Here is a 17823-nt window from a genome sequence, read left to right on the forward strand (position 1 = left end):
CCCACCATCGCCCCCTCCTATGCAACGCCGTGCGTTGGCGTAGAATGGTCGACTTTGTTCAACGACACCCAAACACACATCTCCCTGGCCAGCGCGCCGGGGCGATCGTCGATGTCTTTACCTATCTGATTAGAGGGCTTGGTTTTGGCTCAATACGTCTACACCATGCATCGGCTGAGCAAGGTCGTGCCGCCGAAGCGGGAAATTCTCAAGAACATTTCCCTGTCGTTCTTCCCGGGCGCCAAGATTGGCGTGCTCGGCCTGAACGGCGCCGGTAAATCGACCCTGCTGCGGATCATGGCGGGCGTCGACAAGGAATTCGACGGCGAAGCCCGTCCGATGCCCGACATCAACGTAGGCTACCTGCCGCAGGAACCGCAACTGGACCCTAACAAGTCCGTTCGCGAAGTGGTCGAGGAAGCCGTCAGCGTGATCAAGGACGCCCAGGCGCGCCTGGACGAGGTTTACGCCGCCTACGCCGAACCGGATGCCGACTTCGACAAGCTGGCTGCCGAACAGGCCAAGCTGGAAGCCATTCTGCAAGCCGCCGATGGCCACAACCTGGAGCGCCAGCTGGACGTCGCCGCCGATGCCCTGCGCCTGCCAGCCTGGGATGCCCGCATCGAGCACCTGTCCGGTGGTGAGAAGCGCCGTGTGGCCCTGTGCCGCCTGCTGCTGTCGGCCCCCGACATGCTGCTGCTCGACGAACCCACCAACCACCTGGATGCCGACTCGGTCGCCTGGCTGGAGCGCTTCCTGCACGACTTCCCGGGCACCGTGGTTGCGATTACCCACGACCGTTACTTCCTCGACAACGTCGCCGGCTGGATCCTGGAACTGGACCGCGGCGCCGGTATCCCGTACGAAGGCAACTACTCGGGCTGGCTGGAAGCCAAGTCGGACCGTCTGGCGCAGGAATCCAAGCAGCAGAGCGCCCACGAGAAGGCCATGAAAGAGGAACTGGAGTGGGTGCGCAAAGGCGCCAAGGCTCGCCAGTCCAAATCCAAGGCCCGTCTGCAGCGCTTTGAAGAAATGCAGTCGCAGGAATTCCAGAAGCGCAGCGAAACCAACGAGATCTACATCCCGGCTGGCCCGCGCCTGGGCGACAAGGTCATCGAGTTCAAGAACGTCACCAAAGGCTACGGCGACCGCGTGCTGATCGACAACCTGTCGTTCGCCATGCCAAAAGGCGCCATCGTCGGCGTTATCGGTGGTAACGGTGCCGGTAAGTCGACCCTGTTCCGCATGCTGATGGGCAAGGAACAGCCGGACTCGGGCAGCATCGAGATCGGCGAAACCGTGCAACTGGCCTGCGTGGACCAGAGCCGCGAAGACCTGGACGGCGCCAAGACCGTGTTCCAGCAGATTTCCGACGGTTCCGACATGATCCGCATCGGCAACTACGAGATCCCGTCGCGTACCTACGTTGGCCGCTTCAACTTCAAGGGTGGCGACCAGCAGAAGTTCGTCAAGGACCTGTCCGGTGGTGAGCGTGGCCGCCTGCACCTGGCCCTGACCCTGAAGGAGGGCGGCAACGTCCTGCTGCTCGACGAACCGTCCAACGACCTGGACGTTGAAACCCTGCGTTCGCTGGAAGAAGCCCTGCTGGACTTCCCGGGCGCCGCGATCGTGATTTCCCACGACCGTTGGTTCCTGGACCGTGTGGCTACCCACATCCTGGCGTACGAAGACGACTCGAACGTGGTGTTCTTCGAGGGTAACTACACCGAGTACGAAGCCGACCGCAAAAAGCGCCTGGGCGATGCTGCTGCCCAGCCGCACCGTGTACGGCACAAAAAACTGGCCCAGTAAGCCGGTTTGAGTTGCACAAGAATGGGGCTCTTCGGAGCCCCATTTTTGTGCCTTGGTGAACCTTGGAAACGGCTGTTTCGGCAGGCATTTTGTATACACTTACATAAAACGCACCAAATAATTTCAAAAAAACGACATCACGCCCTATTCCAGTGCGATTGCTTCTTGGTACATTCCTGAAAAAACCAATAAGTCCAAAACCTTCGGTGAGATGTCTACCATGATCGAATCTGTCGACAATTTCCTTGCACGCCTGCAACAGCGTGACCCAGGCCAACCCGAGTTCCACCAGGCGGTGGAAGAGGTGCTGCGCACCCTGTGGCCATTCCTTGAAGCCAACCCGCATTACCTGCAATCCGGCATCCTTGAGCGTATGGTCGAGCCGGAGCGTGCTGTGCTGTTCCGCGTTTCCTGGGTCGATGACCAGGGCAAGGTGCAGGTCAACCGCGGCTACCGCATCCAGATGAGCAGCGCCATCGGCCCGTACAAGGGCGGCCTGCGCTTCCACCCGTCGGTGAACCTCAGCGTGCTGAAGTTCCTGGCCTTCGAGCAGGTGTTCAAGAACTCGCTGACCTCGCTGCCCATGGGTGGCGGCAAAGGTGGCTCGGACTTCGACCCGAAAGGCAAGAGCGACGCTGAAGTGATGCGTTTCTGCCAGGCGTTCATGAGCGAGCTGTACCGCCACATCGGTGCTGACTGCGATGTACCTGCTGGTGACATCGGCGTGGGTGCCCGCGAAATCGGCTTCATGTTTGGCCAGTACAAGCGCCTGGCCAACCAGTTCACCTCGGTGCTGACCGGCAAGGGCATGACCTACGGCGGCAGCCTGATCCGCCCTGAAGCCACCGGTTATGGCTGCGTGTACTTCGCTGAAGAAATGCTCAAGCGCCAGGACAAGCGTATCGATGGTTGCCGTGTGGCGATTTCCGGCTCGGGCAACGTGGCCCAGTATGCGGCGCGCAAAGTCATGGACCTGGGCGGCAAGGTGATCTCGCTGTCCGACTCCGAAGGCACCCTGTACGCCGAAGCTGGCCTGACCGACGCCCAGTGGGATGCGGTGATGGAACTGAAGAACGTCAAGCGTGGCCGTATCAGCGAGCTGGCCGGGCAGTTCGGCCTGGAGTTCCGCAAGGGCCAGACCCCGTGGAGCCTGCCGTGCGACATCGCCCTGCCGTGCGCCACGCAGAACGAACTGGGCGCCGAAGACGCCCGCACCCTGCTGCGCAACGGCTGCATCTGCGTGGCCGAAGGCGCCAACATGCCGACCACCCTCGAGGCTGTGGATATCTTCCTGGATGCTGGCATTCTGTACGCCCCGGGCAAGGCCTCCAACGCCGGCGGCGTGGCCGTGTCGGGCCTGGAAATGTCGCAGAACGCCATGCGCCTGCTGTGGACTGCCGGTGAAGTGGACAGCAAGCTGCACAACATCATGCAGTCGATTCACCATGCGTGTGTGCATTACGGTGAAGAGGCGGATGGCCGTATCAACTATGTCAAAGGTGCGAACATCGCGGGCTTTGTGAAAGTGGCCGATGCGATGCTGGCTCAAGGCGTGGTCTGATCTGAGATCGCCGGGGCCGCTTTGCGGCCCATTCGCGGCACAAGGCCGCTCCCACAGGGACAGCACACGCCTCGGGCCCTGTGATATCTCTGTGGGAGCGGCCTTGTGCCGCGAATGGGCTGCAAAGCAGCCCCAGGTTTCTCAACCACCAATCTCGAGAATCTCGATCATCTGGTCCCCCACCGGCCGTCGCCAGACCACCTCATCCCCAGGCCCTGCGCCCAGCAATGCCCGCCCCAACGGCGAACCCCAGTTGATCAACCCGCGCCCCGCATCGGCTTCATCCTCGCCCACTAGCTGCACCACCTGTTCCTGATCCTGCGCATCCACAAACCGCACCCGGCTACCAATCTGCACCTTGCTGCGTGAAGTCGCTGTCGGCACCACCTGGGCACTCTGCACCCGCGCACTGAAGTAACGCAGATCCCGCTCGGTCTCGGCCAGCCGCTGTTTGTCGCCACGCTCACCCTGCGCCTGCAGTTCGCTGCGCAAGGCATTCAGTTCGGCCACGCGGGCCTGCAGCTGGCACAGGCCGTTGGCAGTGACGTAGTTGGGTTGTTCGCTGACGCGCCGTTCTACCGGCTGGTCGGCCTGGGCGGCCGCCTGGTCTTCGTTGACGAATGCTCGGCTCATGCTGGGCCTCCTTGTGCTGAAGACCAGCATGGCAGGCCGACGGTTTCAAGGGATGTCCGTTTGCGACTGACTTAGTTGTGGCGATAGGCTTTTGCGGCGCCGCGATCCTTTTCCTGTTGCCACTCCCGGTCGCGCTCGTCCCAGAAGCGCTCATGGTACTCGCGCTGTTCTTCGCTGTTCTGCATGGCGTGGCACTGGCGAAAGCCGTCGTCCCAGCCGGTTTCATACTGACGCTCGTGCAGGTAGCGCGGCACGTCCTTGCGGAAGTTGCCCACCATCAGCCCGGCGGCCTGGCGGCCGCTGCTGCAGCCGTCCTGGAAGCCATCGGCATAGGCAGGCGGATAACCACGGTTGACCATCTGCTCGTGGGTGGTTTCGCAACCTGACAGCAACAACGCCATGCACACGCCGAACCAGTACCGCGACATAACCACCCAGCCCTCCAGTTGATTATGGAAAGTCTAGGTGGCGATTTGTCGGGGAGCTGTCAAAACGGTGTCAAAGAGTCGATTGGGTCACTAGTAGTGATACCACTTCAGCTCCAGCATCACCTCATTCTGCGCCGTCGCCAGGTGGCTGAACTCGCGCGATGCACTTAACCGCACGCCCAGGTTCTGGCTGATCTCCCACTGCTGGTTCAGGCTCACACTGCGCCGTACTTCACCATTGGTGAAGTAGTCGCCCTTGGCCTCCAGTGTCAGGTTGCCCAGCCCGTTGCGCCACAGCAGGCCGCCATTGAACCCAGCCGCTGGGGCAATGAATTCAGCGAAGTCGTTGTGATGCTCGACTCGCACCGTGCCCAAGGCAAAGCCCAGCAAGCCATCGGCCAACTGCCAGGTGCCACCGGCGCCACCATTCACATGACCGACCAGCACTTCGTCATCGTGCTTGCCGGGCACTCGCTCCAGACCGCCAGCCACTTGCCATGACCAGGGCTTGAGCAGCTCGTTACGCGGTGTCAACGAACGGATGGTGGCCAGGTCCAGGCGCTGCACTTGCCAGTCGTTGCCTTCGTATTGGCGCACCTTCAGTTGCAGGATCTCGATCTGCGCACCCAATGGGAAACCGTAGGCGTTGTCGTTGAGGTCGTGATAGGCCATGCGCAGGCCATACTCGGCGTAGGCGCGGTCTTCACGGGTGCCCACGCCCAGCTGCCAGGTGCGTGAATCGTGGCCATCTTCGGGCAGGCCGGGGCGCTCGATTTGCAGGGGCGGCGGCGGGTTGCCGTTGATTGCCCGCAGCAGCTCGAAGCTGCGCTTCGCCTGCCCAGGGTCGCGTTCCTGGCCGTTGGCCCGGTAACGCTCCAGGCGGTACGCGGCATCTTGCACGAGCGCTTGCCGTTCGCGGGGCAGGGCTTTGAAATCGGGGCTTTGCAATTGTGCGGTGTCGGCACTCACGGCCAGCACCTGCTGCTTTTCGCCGTGGTCCAGTGGCTCGGCGCGGGCCAGCAATTCACGTTCGCGAGAAGGGCGGTATGTCTCGCTGGCGACCAGGCCGGACTGCTTCACGGCCTTCACGGTATCGGTCGGGATGGCTGTCAGCGGGAACTGCGAGGTCAGGTCCAGGCTCGGCCGGGCCACTTGCAGCAGCTCCAGCAAGCGGTACGAGCAGTTTTCGTCGAAGAAGAAGTAGTCGAACTGGATCTGCTTCAACTCCCACACATGTTCGACCATGCGCCCGGTTTCTTCGGGGGTGAGGTCCAGCTGGTACTCCCACAGGTCGCGGTTTTCCAGGCTGCGGTATTCGGACAGTTTTTCCTGGTAGGGCATCAGCGCGAACAGCCCGGGGTAACCGCCCATCAGGCCCTTCCAGGCGTACAGGATGCTGTTGTCGCTGCCTTCGATGTAGGCACCGAAGTTGATCGCGTAGCTCAGCAGCGTGGTGTCGTCGCTGCGGGTGTTGGACTGGTCGATGCGCAGCAGGGTGTGGCCGAACATGGACGATGGGCTGTTCAGGTAGGCCGCCGGGAAAATCAACGCGGCGCTGTGCGGGTCGATCGACTGGTACCAGGTCTTGAATTCCTGGCAATCCGGTTGCGGCAGGCCTTGCAGGCCAAGCTGTTCACGTAGCCAGCGGGTGCGTGCAGGGAATACACACTGGGCATGCTTGTCGCCGAGGCTGGCCGGGGCATACAGCGCGTCGACCGTGGCTTGCAGCTCTTGGTCGGGGTGGTGCGCACCGTCCTTGGCGAGGAAGAACGCATCGTCGTCCACATAGCTGCGCCAGCCGCCGAGCTTGGCGGTTTCGTAATGGCCCAGGGCAATCCAGTAAGGGGTGTTGGCCAGTTGCTGGAGACGGCCTTGGTCCAGCACGGGCGCAGCATGAACAGGGGCGCAGGCACACAGCGCCAGGGCAGCGAGGCGTTTGAGCATATCGGGCAACTACTTCTTGACGATGCCGAAAAAGGCGAAACCCGCCCCGGGTGGGGCGGGAGCAGCAGGGCTTAGGCCTCGGTAGCGTATTTGGCCAGGCGTGGGTCGTTCTTCAGAACGGCCAGGGTGTTGCTGTGGACAGTTTCAGCAGTGACGTCGGCGCTGGTGAAAATCTGGTTGAAGTGCTGGTGGGCGACCGACTGGAAGTAGCTACGGTCTTCAGGGGCCACACCGAGGACCACGGCATAAGTGGTCAGCGCTTCACCCTGGCCCATGGCCATGTCTTCGGACAGCTCGTTCATCATGCCGTTCATGGCGAACCACGACTTGCCGCCGTAGGTCAGCGAGGCTTTGGTGGAGCAGCCGTTGGTGCCGGAGGTCATGCCGAAGGTGGCGTTACCGGAGGTGCCGTTGGTGGTGGAGGCCAGGAAGTGTGCCGGCGTGCCGCGCTGGCCTTCGAACAGCATGTTGCCCCAGCCGCAGTTCGGGCCGCCTGGCGCTTCAGCCATGGCGTTCAGCGAGACCACGGTGAACAGAGTACCCAGAAGAATCCGTTTCATAGCATTTGTTCTCTTTGTCTTAACCAAGGGTCAGGGTTTCTGGCAACTCGGTTGCCAGGTCGGGAAAGCATTTCACCCACCCGCGCAGCTTGGAGTTTAGGCACGATCTAAAGGTTGCGTTGTTGATTGCGAAAAATTTGCTGTTACATGACTTGCATGGGCTGCGACATAAAGTCCCGCAGAGCCTTGCAAGGCGCGCGCGGGCAGCGCCAGAATGCTGCGTATCTGCCCCGCCGAAGTAAGGAAACCCAATGCCCGATCCTGTCGCTGCGCGCCTGCGTCTCGCGCCTGAAGCCCTGACCCGGCGTTTCTCACCCGAGCAGTTTGCCTTTACCAATACCGACGATCTGGAGCCGTTTCGCGGAGTCCTGGGCCAGGAGCGTGCTGTCGAGGCCCTGCAGTTTGGTGTGGCCATGCCACGCCCCGGTTACAACGTGTACGTGATGGGCGAGCCGGGTACCGGCCGCTTCTCGTTCGTCAAGCGCTACCTCAAGGCCGAGGGCAAGCGCCAGCAGACCCCGGCTGACTGGGTCTACGTCAACCACTTCGACGACACCCGTGAACCGCGTGCGCTGGAATTGCCTTCCGGCAGCGCCGGGGCGTTCATCGCCGACATGGGCGGGCTGATCGACAACCTGCTGGCCACCTTCCCGGCCGTGTTCGAACACCCGTCGTACCAGCAGAAGAAGGGCGCCATCGACCGTGCCTTCAACCAGCGTTATGACCGCGCCCTGGATGTGATCGAGCGCGCCTCGCTGGAAAAGGACGTGGCCTTGTACCGCGACGCCAGCAACGTTGCCTTCACCCCGATGGCAGACGGCAAGGCGCTGGATGAAGCCGAGTTCGCCCAGTTGCCGGAAGACGTGCGTGAACAGTTCCACGAGGACATTGCCCAGCTCGAAGAGCAGTTGAACGAAGAGCTGGCCAGCCTGCCGCAATGGAAGCGTGAGTCGAACAACCAGCTGCGCCAGCTGAATGAAGAAACCATTACCCTGGCCTTGCAACCGTTGCTGGCGCCGTTGTCGGAAAAGTATGCCGAGAACGCCGCAGTGTGCGCCTACCTGCAGTCGGTGCAACTGAACCTGCTGCGCACCGTGGTCGAGCAATTGGTCGACGACAGCAAGACCGACGCTGCCGCGCGCAAGCTGCTCGAAGAGCAGTACGCGCCCAACCTGGTGGTCGGCCACCATGCCGCCGGTGGTGCGCCGGTCGTGTTCGAGCCGCACCCGACCTACGACAACCTGTTTGGCCGTATCGAATACAGCACCGACCAGGGCGCGCTGTACACCTCGTATCGCCAGCTGCGCCCGGGCGCGTTGCACCGTGCCAACGGCGGTTTCCTGATTCTCGAAGCCGAGAAGATGCTGGGCGAGCCATTCGTGTGGGATGCGCTCAAGCGTTCCCTGCAGTCGCGCAAGCTGAAGATGGAGTCACCGATCGGTGAACTGGGCCGTGTCGCCACCGTCAGCCTGCAGCCGCAGATGATTCCGCTCAACGTCAAGCTGGTGATCATCGGCTCGCGCCAGCTGTACTACGCCTTGCAGGACCACGACTCGGACTTCCAGGAGATGTTCCGGGTGTTGGTGGACTTCGACGAAGACATGCCCATGGTCGACGAGAACCTGGAGCAGTTCGCCCAGCTGTTGCGTACCCGCACCAACGAAGAGGGCATGGCGCCGTTGACCAGTGACGCGGTGGCGCGCCTGGCGACCTACAGCGCCCGCCTGGCAGAGAACCAGTCGCGCCTGTCGGCGCGCATCGGTGACCTGTTCCAGCTGGTCAGCGAAGCCGATTTCATCCGCCAGTTGGCCAGTGACGAAATGACCGACGCCGGGCACATCGAACGTGCGCTCAAGGCCAAGGCCACCCGCACCGGGCGTGTGTCGCAGCGGGTGCTGGACGACATGCTTGCCGGCATCATCCTGATCGACACCGAAGGCGCGGCCATTGGCAAGTGCAACGGCCTGACCGTGCTGGAAGTGGGCGACTCGGCGTTCGGTATGCCGGCGCGCATCTCGGCCACCGTGTACCCGGGCGGCAGCGGCATCGTCGACATCGAGCGCGAGGTCAACCTGGGCCAGCCGATTCACTCCAAGGGTGTGATGATCCTGACCGGTTACCTGGGTAGCCGCTATGCCCAGGAGTTCCCGCTGGCGATTTCCGCGAGCATCGCGCTGGAGCAGTCGTACGGCTATGTGGACGGTGACAGCGCCTCGCTGGGCGAAGCCTGTACGCTGATTTCGGCCTTGTCGCGCACGCCGCTCAAGCAGTGCTTTGCCATCACCGGTTCGATCAACCAGTTTGGTGAAGTGCAGGCAGTGGGTGGGGTGAACGAGAAGATCGAGGGCTTCTTCCGCCTGTGCGAGGCCCGTGGCCTGACCGGTGAGCAGGGGGTGATCATTCCGCGTGCCAACGTCGCCACCCTGATGCTCGACGAACGCGTGCTTCAGGCGGTGGAGAACGGTATGTTCCACGTCTACGCGGTCAGCCAGGCCGATGAGGCGCTGAGCCTGCTGGTAGGCGAGGAGGCCGGAGTGCTCGATGACAACGGCCAGTTCACCGAGGGCAGCGTCAATGCCCGGGTGGTGGAACGCCTGCGCGAAATCGCCGAAATGATCAGCGAGGAAGAAATCGAGAAGGCAGAAAAGGAACGCCTCGAAGAGGTGATTGCCCAGGCCAAACCGGCCTGAGTCAATAAACCGGCGCTAGCGGCGATGTGCTACCGTTCAGCGCCGGTTTTCCATCTTTCTGTACGGTTCTTCTATGCTGGAACTTAAGGACGGTACAGCGTTCAGGATGGAAACAGCCTGAGGTACAGGCTGAACAAGGCTCTTTGGAGGGGACGCGGCCATGCGCAACCTCAGCCTCACACGCCAGTGCCTGGGCCTGGTGACCCGCATCGAATGCAGCATCCGCCCACTGGCTGGGGACAACGGCATGTGGACGCTGCTGTTTGCCGCCGGCATGGCCGGTGAACAACCCTCTGCGATCAAGGCTCAAGGGCCTTTCCATGGGCCGCTGGTGGCCGAATCGGTGCTCAATGCCATTGTCGACAGCCTGACCTTGCACGGGTACCAGGTGGCCGAGGACCCGCAGATCTGGTGCCTGCACCTGCAGGCGCAGTTGCGCAAGATCAATGGCGAGCGGTGTCGGAACCTGGGGGATTACCAGTTTCATCCTGAAACCTGACGGATTGCCTTGGGCTTTTGCTGTAACAGGTGGCTGGCTATACTCGCGGTCGTTTTTCCAGTCACCTGACGAGTCCCAAACTTTCCATGGAACGTATTCTCGAAAATGCGATGTATGCCTCGCGCTGGCTGCTCGCACCCATCTACTTCGGCCTGTCCCTCGGCCTGCTGGCCCTGGCGCTGAAATTTTTCCAGGAAGTGGTCCACGTCCTGCCTAACGTCTTCGCCCTGAGCGAGGCCGACCTGATTCTGGTGATCCTGTCGCTGATCGACATGTCGCTGGTGGGCGGCCTGCTGGTGATGGTGATGATTTCCGGCTACGAGAACTTCGTTTCGCAACTGGATATCGACGAGAGCAAAGAGAAGCTCAACTGGCTGGGCAAGATGGACTCCTCGTCGTTGAAGATGAAGGTTGCTGCGTCGATCGTGGCGATTTCGTCCATTCACCTGCTGCGGGTGTTCATGGATGCGCAGAACATCTCCACCGATTACCTGATGTGGTACGTGATTATCCACATGACCTTCGTGGTGTCGGCGTTCTGCATGGGCTACCTGGACAAGCTGACCAAGCACTGAGCCAGATCGCTGTTGGCGCCGCCCGTCCGTTGCAAAACGGACGGGCGGTGTTGTTTCTGGCTTGTGCTTTCAGCCGGCCTGTACAAAAAATGAGCTCTCATGCGTGGTTCCCGTCGCGAGGTGCTCTCATGAACCTGCATCAGCTCAATACCGAGGCAAGGGCTGGCCATGTCGATGAACTGAACCTGATCGCCATCGAAGGCGGTGACTACCTGCTCGAGGCCCGGGTCAAAGGCCGTGCCCACCCCTTGTCCGACACCCGTGGTGAGCGCTTACGTGTGCACTCGGTGGAGGATGCGCGCAAGTTGCTGCAAACCATCCCCATGGTTTCGATGAACCTGGTGCACTGGTCGGTGCAAGATGAAATGTGCGGCATGGGCACGCACCCGGAAGAAGACCTGAAGGTGCCGATTTCCCAGCGTTCGGCCTGGTAGCTGCTCGCAGCGCCCCAGTGTGCTAGGCTGCTCGCCCTTTTCATCAAGGGCGCGGCTGCACTGCGCCCTGCAGTGGAGCACGACAATGTCCGAACTCAACCTGTCCACCGACGAAACCCGCGTCAGCTACGGCATCGGCCGTCAGCTGGGCGGCCAGCTGCGCGACAACCCGCCACCGGGTGTTAGCCTGGAAGCCATCCTGGCCGGCCTGACCGATGCCTTCAACGGCGCCGACAGCCGCGTCAGCGAAGCCGACCTGTCGGCCAGCTTCAAGGTCATCCGTGACGTGATGCAAGCCGAAGCCGCAGCCAAGGCCGAAGCCGCTGCTGCTGCTGGCAAAGAATTCCTGGTCGAGAACGCCAAGCGCGAAGGCATCACCACCCTGGCGTCGGGCCTGCAGTTCGAAGTGCTGACCGCCGGTGAAGGCGCCAAGCCGACCCGCGAAGACAACGTGCGCACGCACTACCACGGCACCCTGATCGACGGCACTGTGTTCGACAGCTCCTACGACCGTGGTCAGCCGGCTGAATTCCCGGTAGGCGGCGTGATCGCGGGCTGGACCGAAGCCCTGCAGCTGATGAACGCAGGCAGCAAATGGCGCCTGTACGTGCCGAGCGAGCTGGCTTACGGCGCCCAAGGCGTTGGCAGCATCCCGCCGCACAGCGTACTGGTGTTCGACGTCGAGCTGCTCGACGTTCTGTAATACCGCTGGGGCCGCTTTGCGGCCCATTCGCGGGCAAGCCCGCTCCCACAGGATTATCGCAGGCTCAAAGCGAGCGCTTTACTTGTGGGAGCGGGCTTGCCCGCGAATGGGCCGGCCCTGCTGGCCTCAATTCCAATCCGTTCCCGCCGGGCGCAACGCCCGCGCATAGCAGAACAGAAACAGATTCCGCACCAGCTCCTTGAGCACCCCCGGTTCACTCGAATTCAGCCCGCTCATGTCCAGGTCTCCCTGGTCACGCAGCTCGTCGAGTGCTTCTTCTTCAAGCACCGCGCACACTTCGCCGGTTTCCCGATGAAGAATGCGCAGGTAGGGGTGAGGGCGGTCCAGCCAAGCGTCGATCAGATAAGTCATGGCTATTCTCCTTGGATAGCAGCTTCAATGAGAATAATTCTTATTATCAAAATAGCAAGCGCCAATTGGCAGATTTTTGTGTAATCAGACTTTGCGCACGAACTCGGACTTCAGCTTCATGGCGCCGATGCCGTCGATTTTGCAGTCGATGTCGTGGTCGCCGTCGCACAGGCGGATGTTCTTGACCTTGGTGCCGACCTTGACCACCAGGGACGAGCCCTTGACCTTGAGGTCCTTGATCACGGTGACGGTGTCGCCGTCCTGCAGGATGTTGCCGACCGAATCCTTTTTCACCACCTCGTCGCTGGCCGCCTCGGCATCGCCGTTGGCCGACCATTCGTGGGCGCATTCAGGGCAGATCAGCTGAGCGCCATCCTCATAGGTGTATTCGGAGTTGCATTTAGGGCAGGGTGGCAGAGTGCTCACTTCGGTTCCTCAAACAAACAGACGGGCGGTTAAAGGCCTGCATTGTAAAAGGTATTTTTCCAGAAGGGATTATGTCCGGACAAAAGCATCGCGGGCAAACCCGCTCTCACAGGATCTGCGCCACCTTTGAGGCTTGCGCTATTCCTGTGGGAGCGGGCTTGCCCGCGAAGAAGGCGACTCGGTCTGTCAGTGAGTACGTGCGACCGCAAACTCGCTCAATTCAACCAGCGCATCCCGATACTCGCTGGCTGGCAGCACTTCGAGGCACTCGATGGCACGCTTCACGTAATCACGGGCCAGCTCTGCGGTGTACTTCAGCGCACCCGATTCCTCGACGGCCACGCGAATCTGCTCAAGGTCCTCCAGGCCACCCTTCTGGATCGCCTGGCGCACCAGTGCAGCCTGTTCGGCAGTGCCTTCACGCATGGTGTAGATCAGTGGCAGGGTAGGCTTGCCTTCAGCCAGGTCGTCACCCACGTTCTTGCCCAGGGTTTGCGAGTCGCCTTTATAGTCCAGCAGGTCGTCGACCAGCTGGAAGGCCACACCCAGGTGGTCGCCGAAGGTGCGCAGGGCTTCGCGTTGTTCGTCTGTCGCTTCGGCCAGCGCGGCAGCGCTGTGGGTCGAGGCTTCGAAGAGCATCGCGGTCTTGCCGCGGATGACTTCCATGTAGACTTCTTCGGTGGTGCTGGCATCGCGTACTCGCGACAGCTGCAGCACTTCACCCTCGGCAATCACGCGGGTGGCCTTGGACAGGATCTGCATGACCGGCATCGAGCCCAGCTCGACCATCATTTCGAACGAGCGCGAATAAAGGAAGTCGCCCACCAGCACGCTTGGCGCGTTACCCCACAGGGCATTGGCGGTGGAGCGGCCACGGCGCATGCCGGACATGTCGACCACGTCGTCGTGCAGCAGGGTGGCGGTGTGCAGGAATTCGATGGTGGCGGCCAGCAGGCGCAGGTCGTCGCCTTCGCGGCCCAGGGCTTTGCCGCACAGCAGCACCAGCAGGGGGCGCAGGCGCTTGCCACCGGCGGACGTGATATAGTCGCCGATCTTCGATACCAGCGGCACGCGCGAGGTCAGCTGCTTCTTGATGATCTCGTCGACGGCGCTGAAATCATCAGCCACCGCACGGTAGAAGGTTTGGGGTTGCATCGGCTGCTCCAGTGAGGTTGCGCGGCATGCTAGGTCGCAGGTCCCGGTGTGTCAAGGCGCGGTGCCCGCTGGCCGGGGGCGGCACTTGCAAGCAAAACCCGGGTTGCGTACAATCGCGCACCCTAACTTCCTGGGCAGCACCTGCCTTACGCAATTGCACCGGGCCGTTCCAGCCCCATGCAGCCATGCCAGCCAATACTCATCATATAAAGCGCTGGGTGAGCAGGATTATCGGAGAAATACCATGTCTTACGCAGTAATCGTTACCGGCGGCAAGCAGTACAAAGTCGCTGAAGGTGAATTCCTCAAGATCGAAAAACTGGAAGTCGCCACTGGCGAATCCGTGACCTTCGATCGCGTTCTGCTGGTCGCCAACGGTGAAGAAGTCACCATCGGCGCTCCAGTTGTTGCTGGCGCTAAAGTAGTGGCCGAAGTTGTTTCGCAAGGCCGCCACGACAAGGTTCGCATCATCAAGTTCCGTCGTCGTAAGCACCACATGAAGCGTATGGGCCACCGCCAGTGGTTCACCGAGATCAAAATCACCGGCATCCAGGCTTAATCCCCTAGATCCCCTGAATTTATTTGGAGAATTGAACCATGGCTCACAAGAAGGCTGGTGGTAGTACTCGTAACGGTCGCGACTCAGAATCTAAACGCCTTGGCGTGAAGATGTATGGCGGCCAGGTTATCAAGCCAGGCAACATCATCGTCCGTCAGCGCGGCACTGAATTCCACGCTGGCTACGGCGTTGGCATGGGCAAGGACCACACCTTGTTCGCCAAGATCGAAGGCGTGATCAAGTTCGAGAAAAAAGGCGAGTTCATGCGCCGTTACGTGAGCATCGTCGCCGCTTAATCGCGACGTCGCTCCAGAAGCCCCGTCATGCGACGGGGCTTTTTCGTTTGTGGTGAGCCTCTTGCAAAGCTGTTTGTCTGGGTTGCCGGCGTTGGTTTCTACGGTCGTACGGGGCCGCCGCGCTCATTTTTGCAAGAGCCTCATGTTTTTGAGTCATTCAGCTCGTCTGCCGACGAGAGGCGGTTTTAATGAAGTTTGTTGACGAAGTATCCATTCGGGTCAAGGCCGGTGACGGCGGCAACGGTTGCATGAGCTTCCGTCGCGAAAAATTCATCGAGAACGGTGGCCCCAACGGCGGTGACGGTGGCGACGGCGGCTCGGTGTACATGGTCGCCGACGAAAACCTCAACACCCTGGTCGACTATCGCTACACCCGTCACCACGAGGCCCAGCGCGGCGCCAACGGCGGCAGCACCGACTGCACCGGCAAGAAAGGCGACGACCTGTTCCTGCGTGTGCCGGTCGGCACCACCGTGATCGACGCTTCCACCCAGGAAGTGATCGGTGACCTGGTGACCCCGGGCCAGAAGCTGATGGTCGCCCAAGGCGGCTGGCACGGCCTGGGCAACACCCGCTTCAAGTCCAGCACCAACCGTGCACCGCGCCAGACCACCCCGGGTAAACCAGGTGACCAGCGCGACCTGAAGATGGAAATGAAAGTGCTGGCCGACGTGGGCCTGCTGGGCCTGCCGAACGCCGGCAAGAGCACCTTCATTCGCTCGGTTTCCGCAGCCAAGCCGAAAGTGGCCGACTACCCGTTCACCACCCTGGTACCGAACCTGGGCGTGGTCAGCGTCGACCGCTGGAAGAGCTTCGTCATCGCCGACATCCCCGGCCTGATCGAAGGTGCTTCCGACGGTGCCGGCCTGGGTATCCGCTTCCTCAAGCACCTGGCGCGTACCCGCGTGCTGCTGCACCTGGTCGACATGGCGCCGCTGGACGAAAGCAGCCCGGCCGATGCCGCCGAAGTGATCGTCAACGAGCTGACCCGCTTCAGCCCGTCGCTGGCCGAGCGTGAGCGCTGGCTGGTGCTGAACAAGGCCGACATGGTCATGGAAGACGAGCGCGACGCGCGCGTCCAGGAAGTGGTCGAGCGCCTGCAATGGGAAGGCCCGGTCTATGTGATTTCGGCTATCTCCAAGCAGGGCACCGAAAAGCTCAGCCACGACCTGATGCGCTACCTCGAAGACCGCGCCGACCGCCTGGCCAACGACCCGGCCTACGCCGAAGAACTGGCCGACCTCGACCAGCGCATCGAAGACGAAGCCCGTGCCCAGCTGCAGGCCCTGGACGACGCGCGTACCCTGCGCCGTACCGGCGTCAAGAGCGTGCACGACATCGGCGACGATGACGGTTGGGACGATGATTTCGAGGACGACGAAGACGGCCCGGAAATCATTTACGTGCGCGACTGATTGGTTGCAGTACACTAAACGCCGCTCTCTGGAGCGGCGTTTTTGTATCCACGGTATCTACAGATTCGACATAGGTTGGAAGAAGATGCGAAGCAAGGTGACGGGCGCCAAGCGCTGGGTCGTGAAGATTGGCAGTGCTCTGCTGACCGCCGATGGCAAAGGCCTCGACCGCGGTGCCATGGCCGTTTGGGTCGAGCAGATGGTCGCGCTGCGTGAGGCGGGCGTGGAGTTGGTACTGGTGTCCTCCGGGGCCGTGGCTGCCGGCATGAGCCAGCTGGGCTGGACCACGCGACCGAGCGCGATGAACGAGCTGCAGGCGGCTGCCTCGCTCGGCCAGATGCGCCTGGTGCAGGCGTGGGAGTCGAGCTTCGGCGAGCACGGCAAGCACACCGCGCAGATCCTGCTGACCCATGACGACCTGTCCGACCGCAAGCGTTACCTGAACGCCCGCAGCACCCTGCGCACGCTGGTCGACCTGGGCGTGGTGCCGGTGATCAACGAAAACGACACCGTGGTCACCGACGAGATCCGTTTCGGCGACAACGATACCCTGGCGGCGCTGGTGGCCAACCTGGTCGAGGCCGACCTGCTGGTGATCCTCACCGACCGCGATGGCATGTTCGACGCCGACCCGCGCAACAACCCCGAAGCCCAGCTGATTTACGAAGCCCGTGCCGACGACCCGTCGCTGGACGCCGTGGCTGGTGGCACCGGTGGTGCCCTGGGCCGTGGCGGCATGCAGACCAAGCTGCGCGCTGCGCGCCTGGCTGCCCGTTCCGGTGCCCACACCATCATCATCGGGGGCCGCATCGAGCGCGTGCTGGACCGCCTCAAGGCGGGCGAGCGCCTGGGGACTCTGCTGTCGCCCGAGCGCGGCATGCTCGCTGCACGCAAGCAGTGGTTGGCCGGTCACCTGCAAACCCGTGGCACCCTGGTGCTGGACGCCGGTGCCGTGCAGGCGCTGCGCCAGGCCAACAAGAGCTTGCTGCCGGTCGGCGTGAAGACCGTGCAGGGCAGTTTCCGCCGTGGCGAGATGGTGGTGTGCGTCGGCCCGGACGGTCTGGAAGTGGCGCGCGGGTTGGCCAACTACAGTGCCCTGGAAGCGCAGAAGATCATTGGCCAGCCGTCCGATGCCATCGAAAGCCTGCTGGGCTACAGCGCCGAGCCGGAGCTGGTGCACCGCGACAACCTGGTGCTGGTATGAGCCTGTTCAAGCGGGTGATCGGCGTGGCAGCGCTGGTGCTGCCCATGCTGGCCGGTGCCGAGGAAATCGGCCAGGTGTCCACCGTGTTCAAGTTCCTCGGGCCGAATGACCGCATCGTGGTCGAGGCGTTCGACGACCCCAAGGTCGAGGGCGTGACCTGCTACCTGTCGCGGGCCAAGACGGGTGGCGTGAAGGGTGGGTTGGGGCTGGCTGAGGACCGTGCGGAGGCATCGATTGCCTGCCGTCAGGTCGGGCCGATCAACTTCAAGGGTGAGTTGAAAGACGGCGAGGAGGTGTTCAAGGAGCGCACCTCGCTGGTGTTCAAGACCATGCAGGTGGTGCGCTTCCTGGACAAGAAGCGCAATACGCTGGTGTACCTGGTGTACAGCGACCGCATGATCGAAGGCAGCCCGCAGAATGCGGTGACCGCGATACCGATCTTGCCTTGGGCGCATTGATAGCCCGGTAGATCCTGGGAGGCCTTTGGCCTCCATCGCGACACAAGGCCGCTCCTACAGGGATATGCGTTCTCCTGTAGGAGCGGCCTTGTGTCGCGA

19 protein-coding genes are annotated in these 17823 nt (G+C 62.0%); 12 read left to right on the forward strand and 7 right to left on the reverse strand.

The window, feature by feature from the left end; genetic code table 11:
* Positions 1–144: 144 nt before the first annotated feature.
* Positions 145–1812 (forward strand): energy-dependent translational throttle protein EttA, encoded by a 1668-nt coding sequence (ettA, locus tag QQ992_RS03715; RefSeq protein ID WP_025754696.1) that lies wholly within the window; start codon positions 145–147, stop codon positions 1810–1812.
* Positions 1813–2032: 220 nt separating this feature from the next.
* A complete protein-coding gene (gene gdhA / locus QQ992_RS03720) occupies positions 2033–3373 on the forward strand; it encodes an NADP-specific glutamate dehydrogenase (protein WP_027609768.1) in 1341 nt (446 codons plus the stop codon).
* Positions 3374–3514: 141 nt separating this feature from the next.
* Here gdhA and QQ992_RS03725 read toward each other — a convergent pair whose 3' ends face one another.
* The 4 genes from QQ992_RS03725 to QQ992_RS03740 all read right to left on the reverse strand — a co-directional run bounded on the left by QQ992_RS03725 (position 3515) and on the right by QQ992_RS03740 (position 6938).
* On the reverse strand, positions 3515–4006 hold the full coding sequence (locus QQ992_RS03725; protein WP_286112251.1) for a GreA/GreB family elongation factor: 492 nt from the start codon (positions 4004–4006) through the stop codon (positions 3515–3517).
* Positions 4007–4077: 71 nt separating this feature from the next.
* Positions 4078–4434: a hypothetical protein gene (locus tag QQ992_RS03730; protein WP_119368793.1), complete on the reverse strand. Its 357-nt coding sequence runs from the start codon at positions 4432–4434 to the stop codon at positions 4078–4080.
* 90 nt (positions 4435–4524) lie between these two features.
* Entirely contained in the window at positions 4525–6378 is a 1854-nt protein-coding gene (locus tag QQ992_RS03735) for an Lnb N-terminal periplasmic domain-containing protein (RefSeq protein ID WP_286112252.1), read from the reverse strand.
* 71 nt (positions 6379–6449) lie between these two features.
* Entirely contained in the window at positions 6450–6938 is a 489-nt protein-coding gene (locus QQ992_RS03740) for a DUF3015 domain-containing protein (protein ID WP_016713355.1), read from the reverse strand.
* Positions 6939–7189: 251 nt separating this feature from the next.
* Here QQ992_RS03740 and QQ992_RS03745 point away from each other — a divergent pair, with 251 nt between their 5' ends.
* From QQ992_RS03745 to bamJ, 5 genes are all read left to right on the forward strand, one after another.
* Positions 7190–9628 (forward strand): Lon protease family protein, encoded by a 2439-nt coding sequence (locus QQ992_RS03745; RefSeq protein WP_019099374.1) that lies wholly within the window; start codon positions 7190–7192, stop codon positions 9626–9628.
* Positions 9629–9788: 160 nt separating this feature from the next.
* Positions 9789–10127, forward strand: a complete 339-nt coding sequence (locus QQ992_RS03750; protein WP_084297418.1) for a PA4575 family protein — start codon at positions 9789–9791, stop codon at positions 10125–10127.
* Positions 10128–10213: 86 nt separating this feature from the next.
* Positions 10214–10702, forward strand: a complete 489-nt coding sequence (locus tag QQ992_RS03755) for a TIGR00645 family protein (protein WP_003247486.1) — start codon at positions 10214–10216, stop codon at positions 10700–10702.
* A 128-nt stretch (positions 10703–10830) separates the two neighbouring features.
* Positions 10831–11136, forward strand: coding sequence for a DUF6482 family protein (locus QQ992_RS03760; protein ID WP_016713352.1), 306 nt, complete (start codon positions 10831–10833; stop codon positions 11134–11136).
* Positions 11137–11221: 85 nt separating this feature from the next.
* Positions 11222–11839 carry a BamJ family beta-barrel-assembly machinery protein gene (gene bamJ, locus QQ992_RS03765; RefSeq protein ID WP_016713351.1) on the forward strand — a complete coding sequence of 206 codons (618 nt, stop codon included), beginning with the start codon at positions 11222–11224 and terminating at the stop codon, positions 11837–11839.
* 126 nt (positions 11840–11965) lie between these two features.
* On the opposite strand, the gene QQ992_RS03770 is transcribed toward bamJ, so the two are convergent.
* From QQ992_RS03770 to QQ992_RS03780, 3 genes are all read right to left on the reverse strand, one after another.
* Positions 11966–12211, reverse strand: coding sequence for a PA4570 family protein (locus tag QQ992_RS03770; RefSeq protein WP_016713350.1), 246 nt, complete (start codon positions 12209–12211; stop codon positions 11966–11968).
* Positions 12212–12295: 84 nt separating this feature from the next.
* Complete coding sequence (locus QQ992_RS03775) at positions 12296–12637, reverse strand: zinc ribbon domain-containing protein YjdM (RefSeq protein ID WP_119368795.1); 342 nt, start codon at positions 12635–12637, stop codon at positions 12296–12298.
* 186 nt (positions 12638–12823) lie between these two features.
* Positions 12824–13792 (reverse strand): polyprenyl synthetase family protein, encoded by a 969-nt coding sequence (locus tag QQ992_RS03780; protein WP_016713348.1) that lies wholly within the window; start codon positions 13790–13792, stop codon positions 12824–12826.
* A 244-nt stretch (positions 13793–14036) separates the two neighbouring features.
* Between QQ992_RS03780 and rplU the strand changes: the two genes are divergently transcribed.
* From rplU to QQ992_RS03805, 5 genes are all read left to right on the forward strand, one after another.
* Complete coding sequence (gene rplU, locus QQ992_RS03785) at positions 14037–14351, forward strand: 50S ribosomal protein L21 (RefSeq protein ID WP_003247466.1); 315 nt, start codon at positions 14037–14039, stop codon at positions 14349–14351.
* 38 nt (positions 14352–14389) lie between these two features.
* Positions 14390–14647 carry a 50S ribosomal protein L27 gene (gene rpmA / locus QQ992_RS03790; protein WP_003247464.1) on the forward strand — a complete coding sequence of 86 codons (258 nt, stop codon included), beginning with the start codon at positions 14390–14392 and terminating at the stop codon, positions 14645–14647.
* A gap of 188 nt (positions 14648–14835) precedes the next feature.
* Positions 14836–16062, forward strand: a complete 1227-nt coding sequence (gene cgtA, locus QQ992_RS03795; protein WP_060500244.1) for an Obg family GTPase CgtA — start codon at positions 14836–14838, stop codon at positions 16060–16062.
* 85 nt (positions 16063–16147) lie between these two features.
* Complete coding sequence (proB, locus tag QQ992_RS03800) at positions 16148–17266, forward strand: glutamate 5-kinase (protein ID WP_025754691.1); 1119 nt, start codon at positions 16148–16150, stop codon at positions 17264–17266.
* Positions 17263–17724, forward strand: coding sequence for a CreA family protein (locus QQ992_RS03805; RefSeq protein WP_019096697.1), 462 nt, complete (start codon positions 17263–17265; stop codon positions 17722–17724). Before proB ends, QQ992_RS03805 begins: the two co-directional genes overlap by 4 nt.
* The last annotated feature ends 99 nt before the right edge of the window (positions 17725–17823 follow it).

Origin of the sequence: Pseudomonas kurunegalensis (assembly GCF_030291635.1) — a bacterium.
Lineage (GTDB): Bacteria > Pseudomonadota > Gammaproteobacteria > Pseudomonadales > Pseudomonadaceae > Aquipseudomonas > Aquipseudomonas monteilii.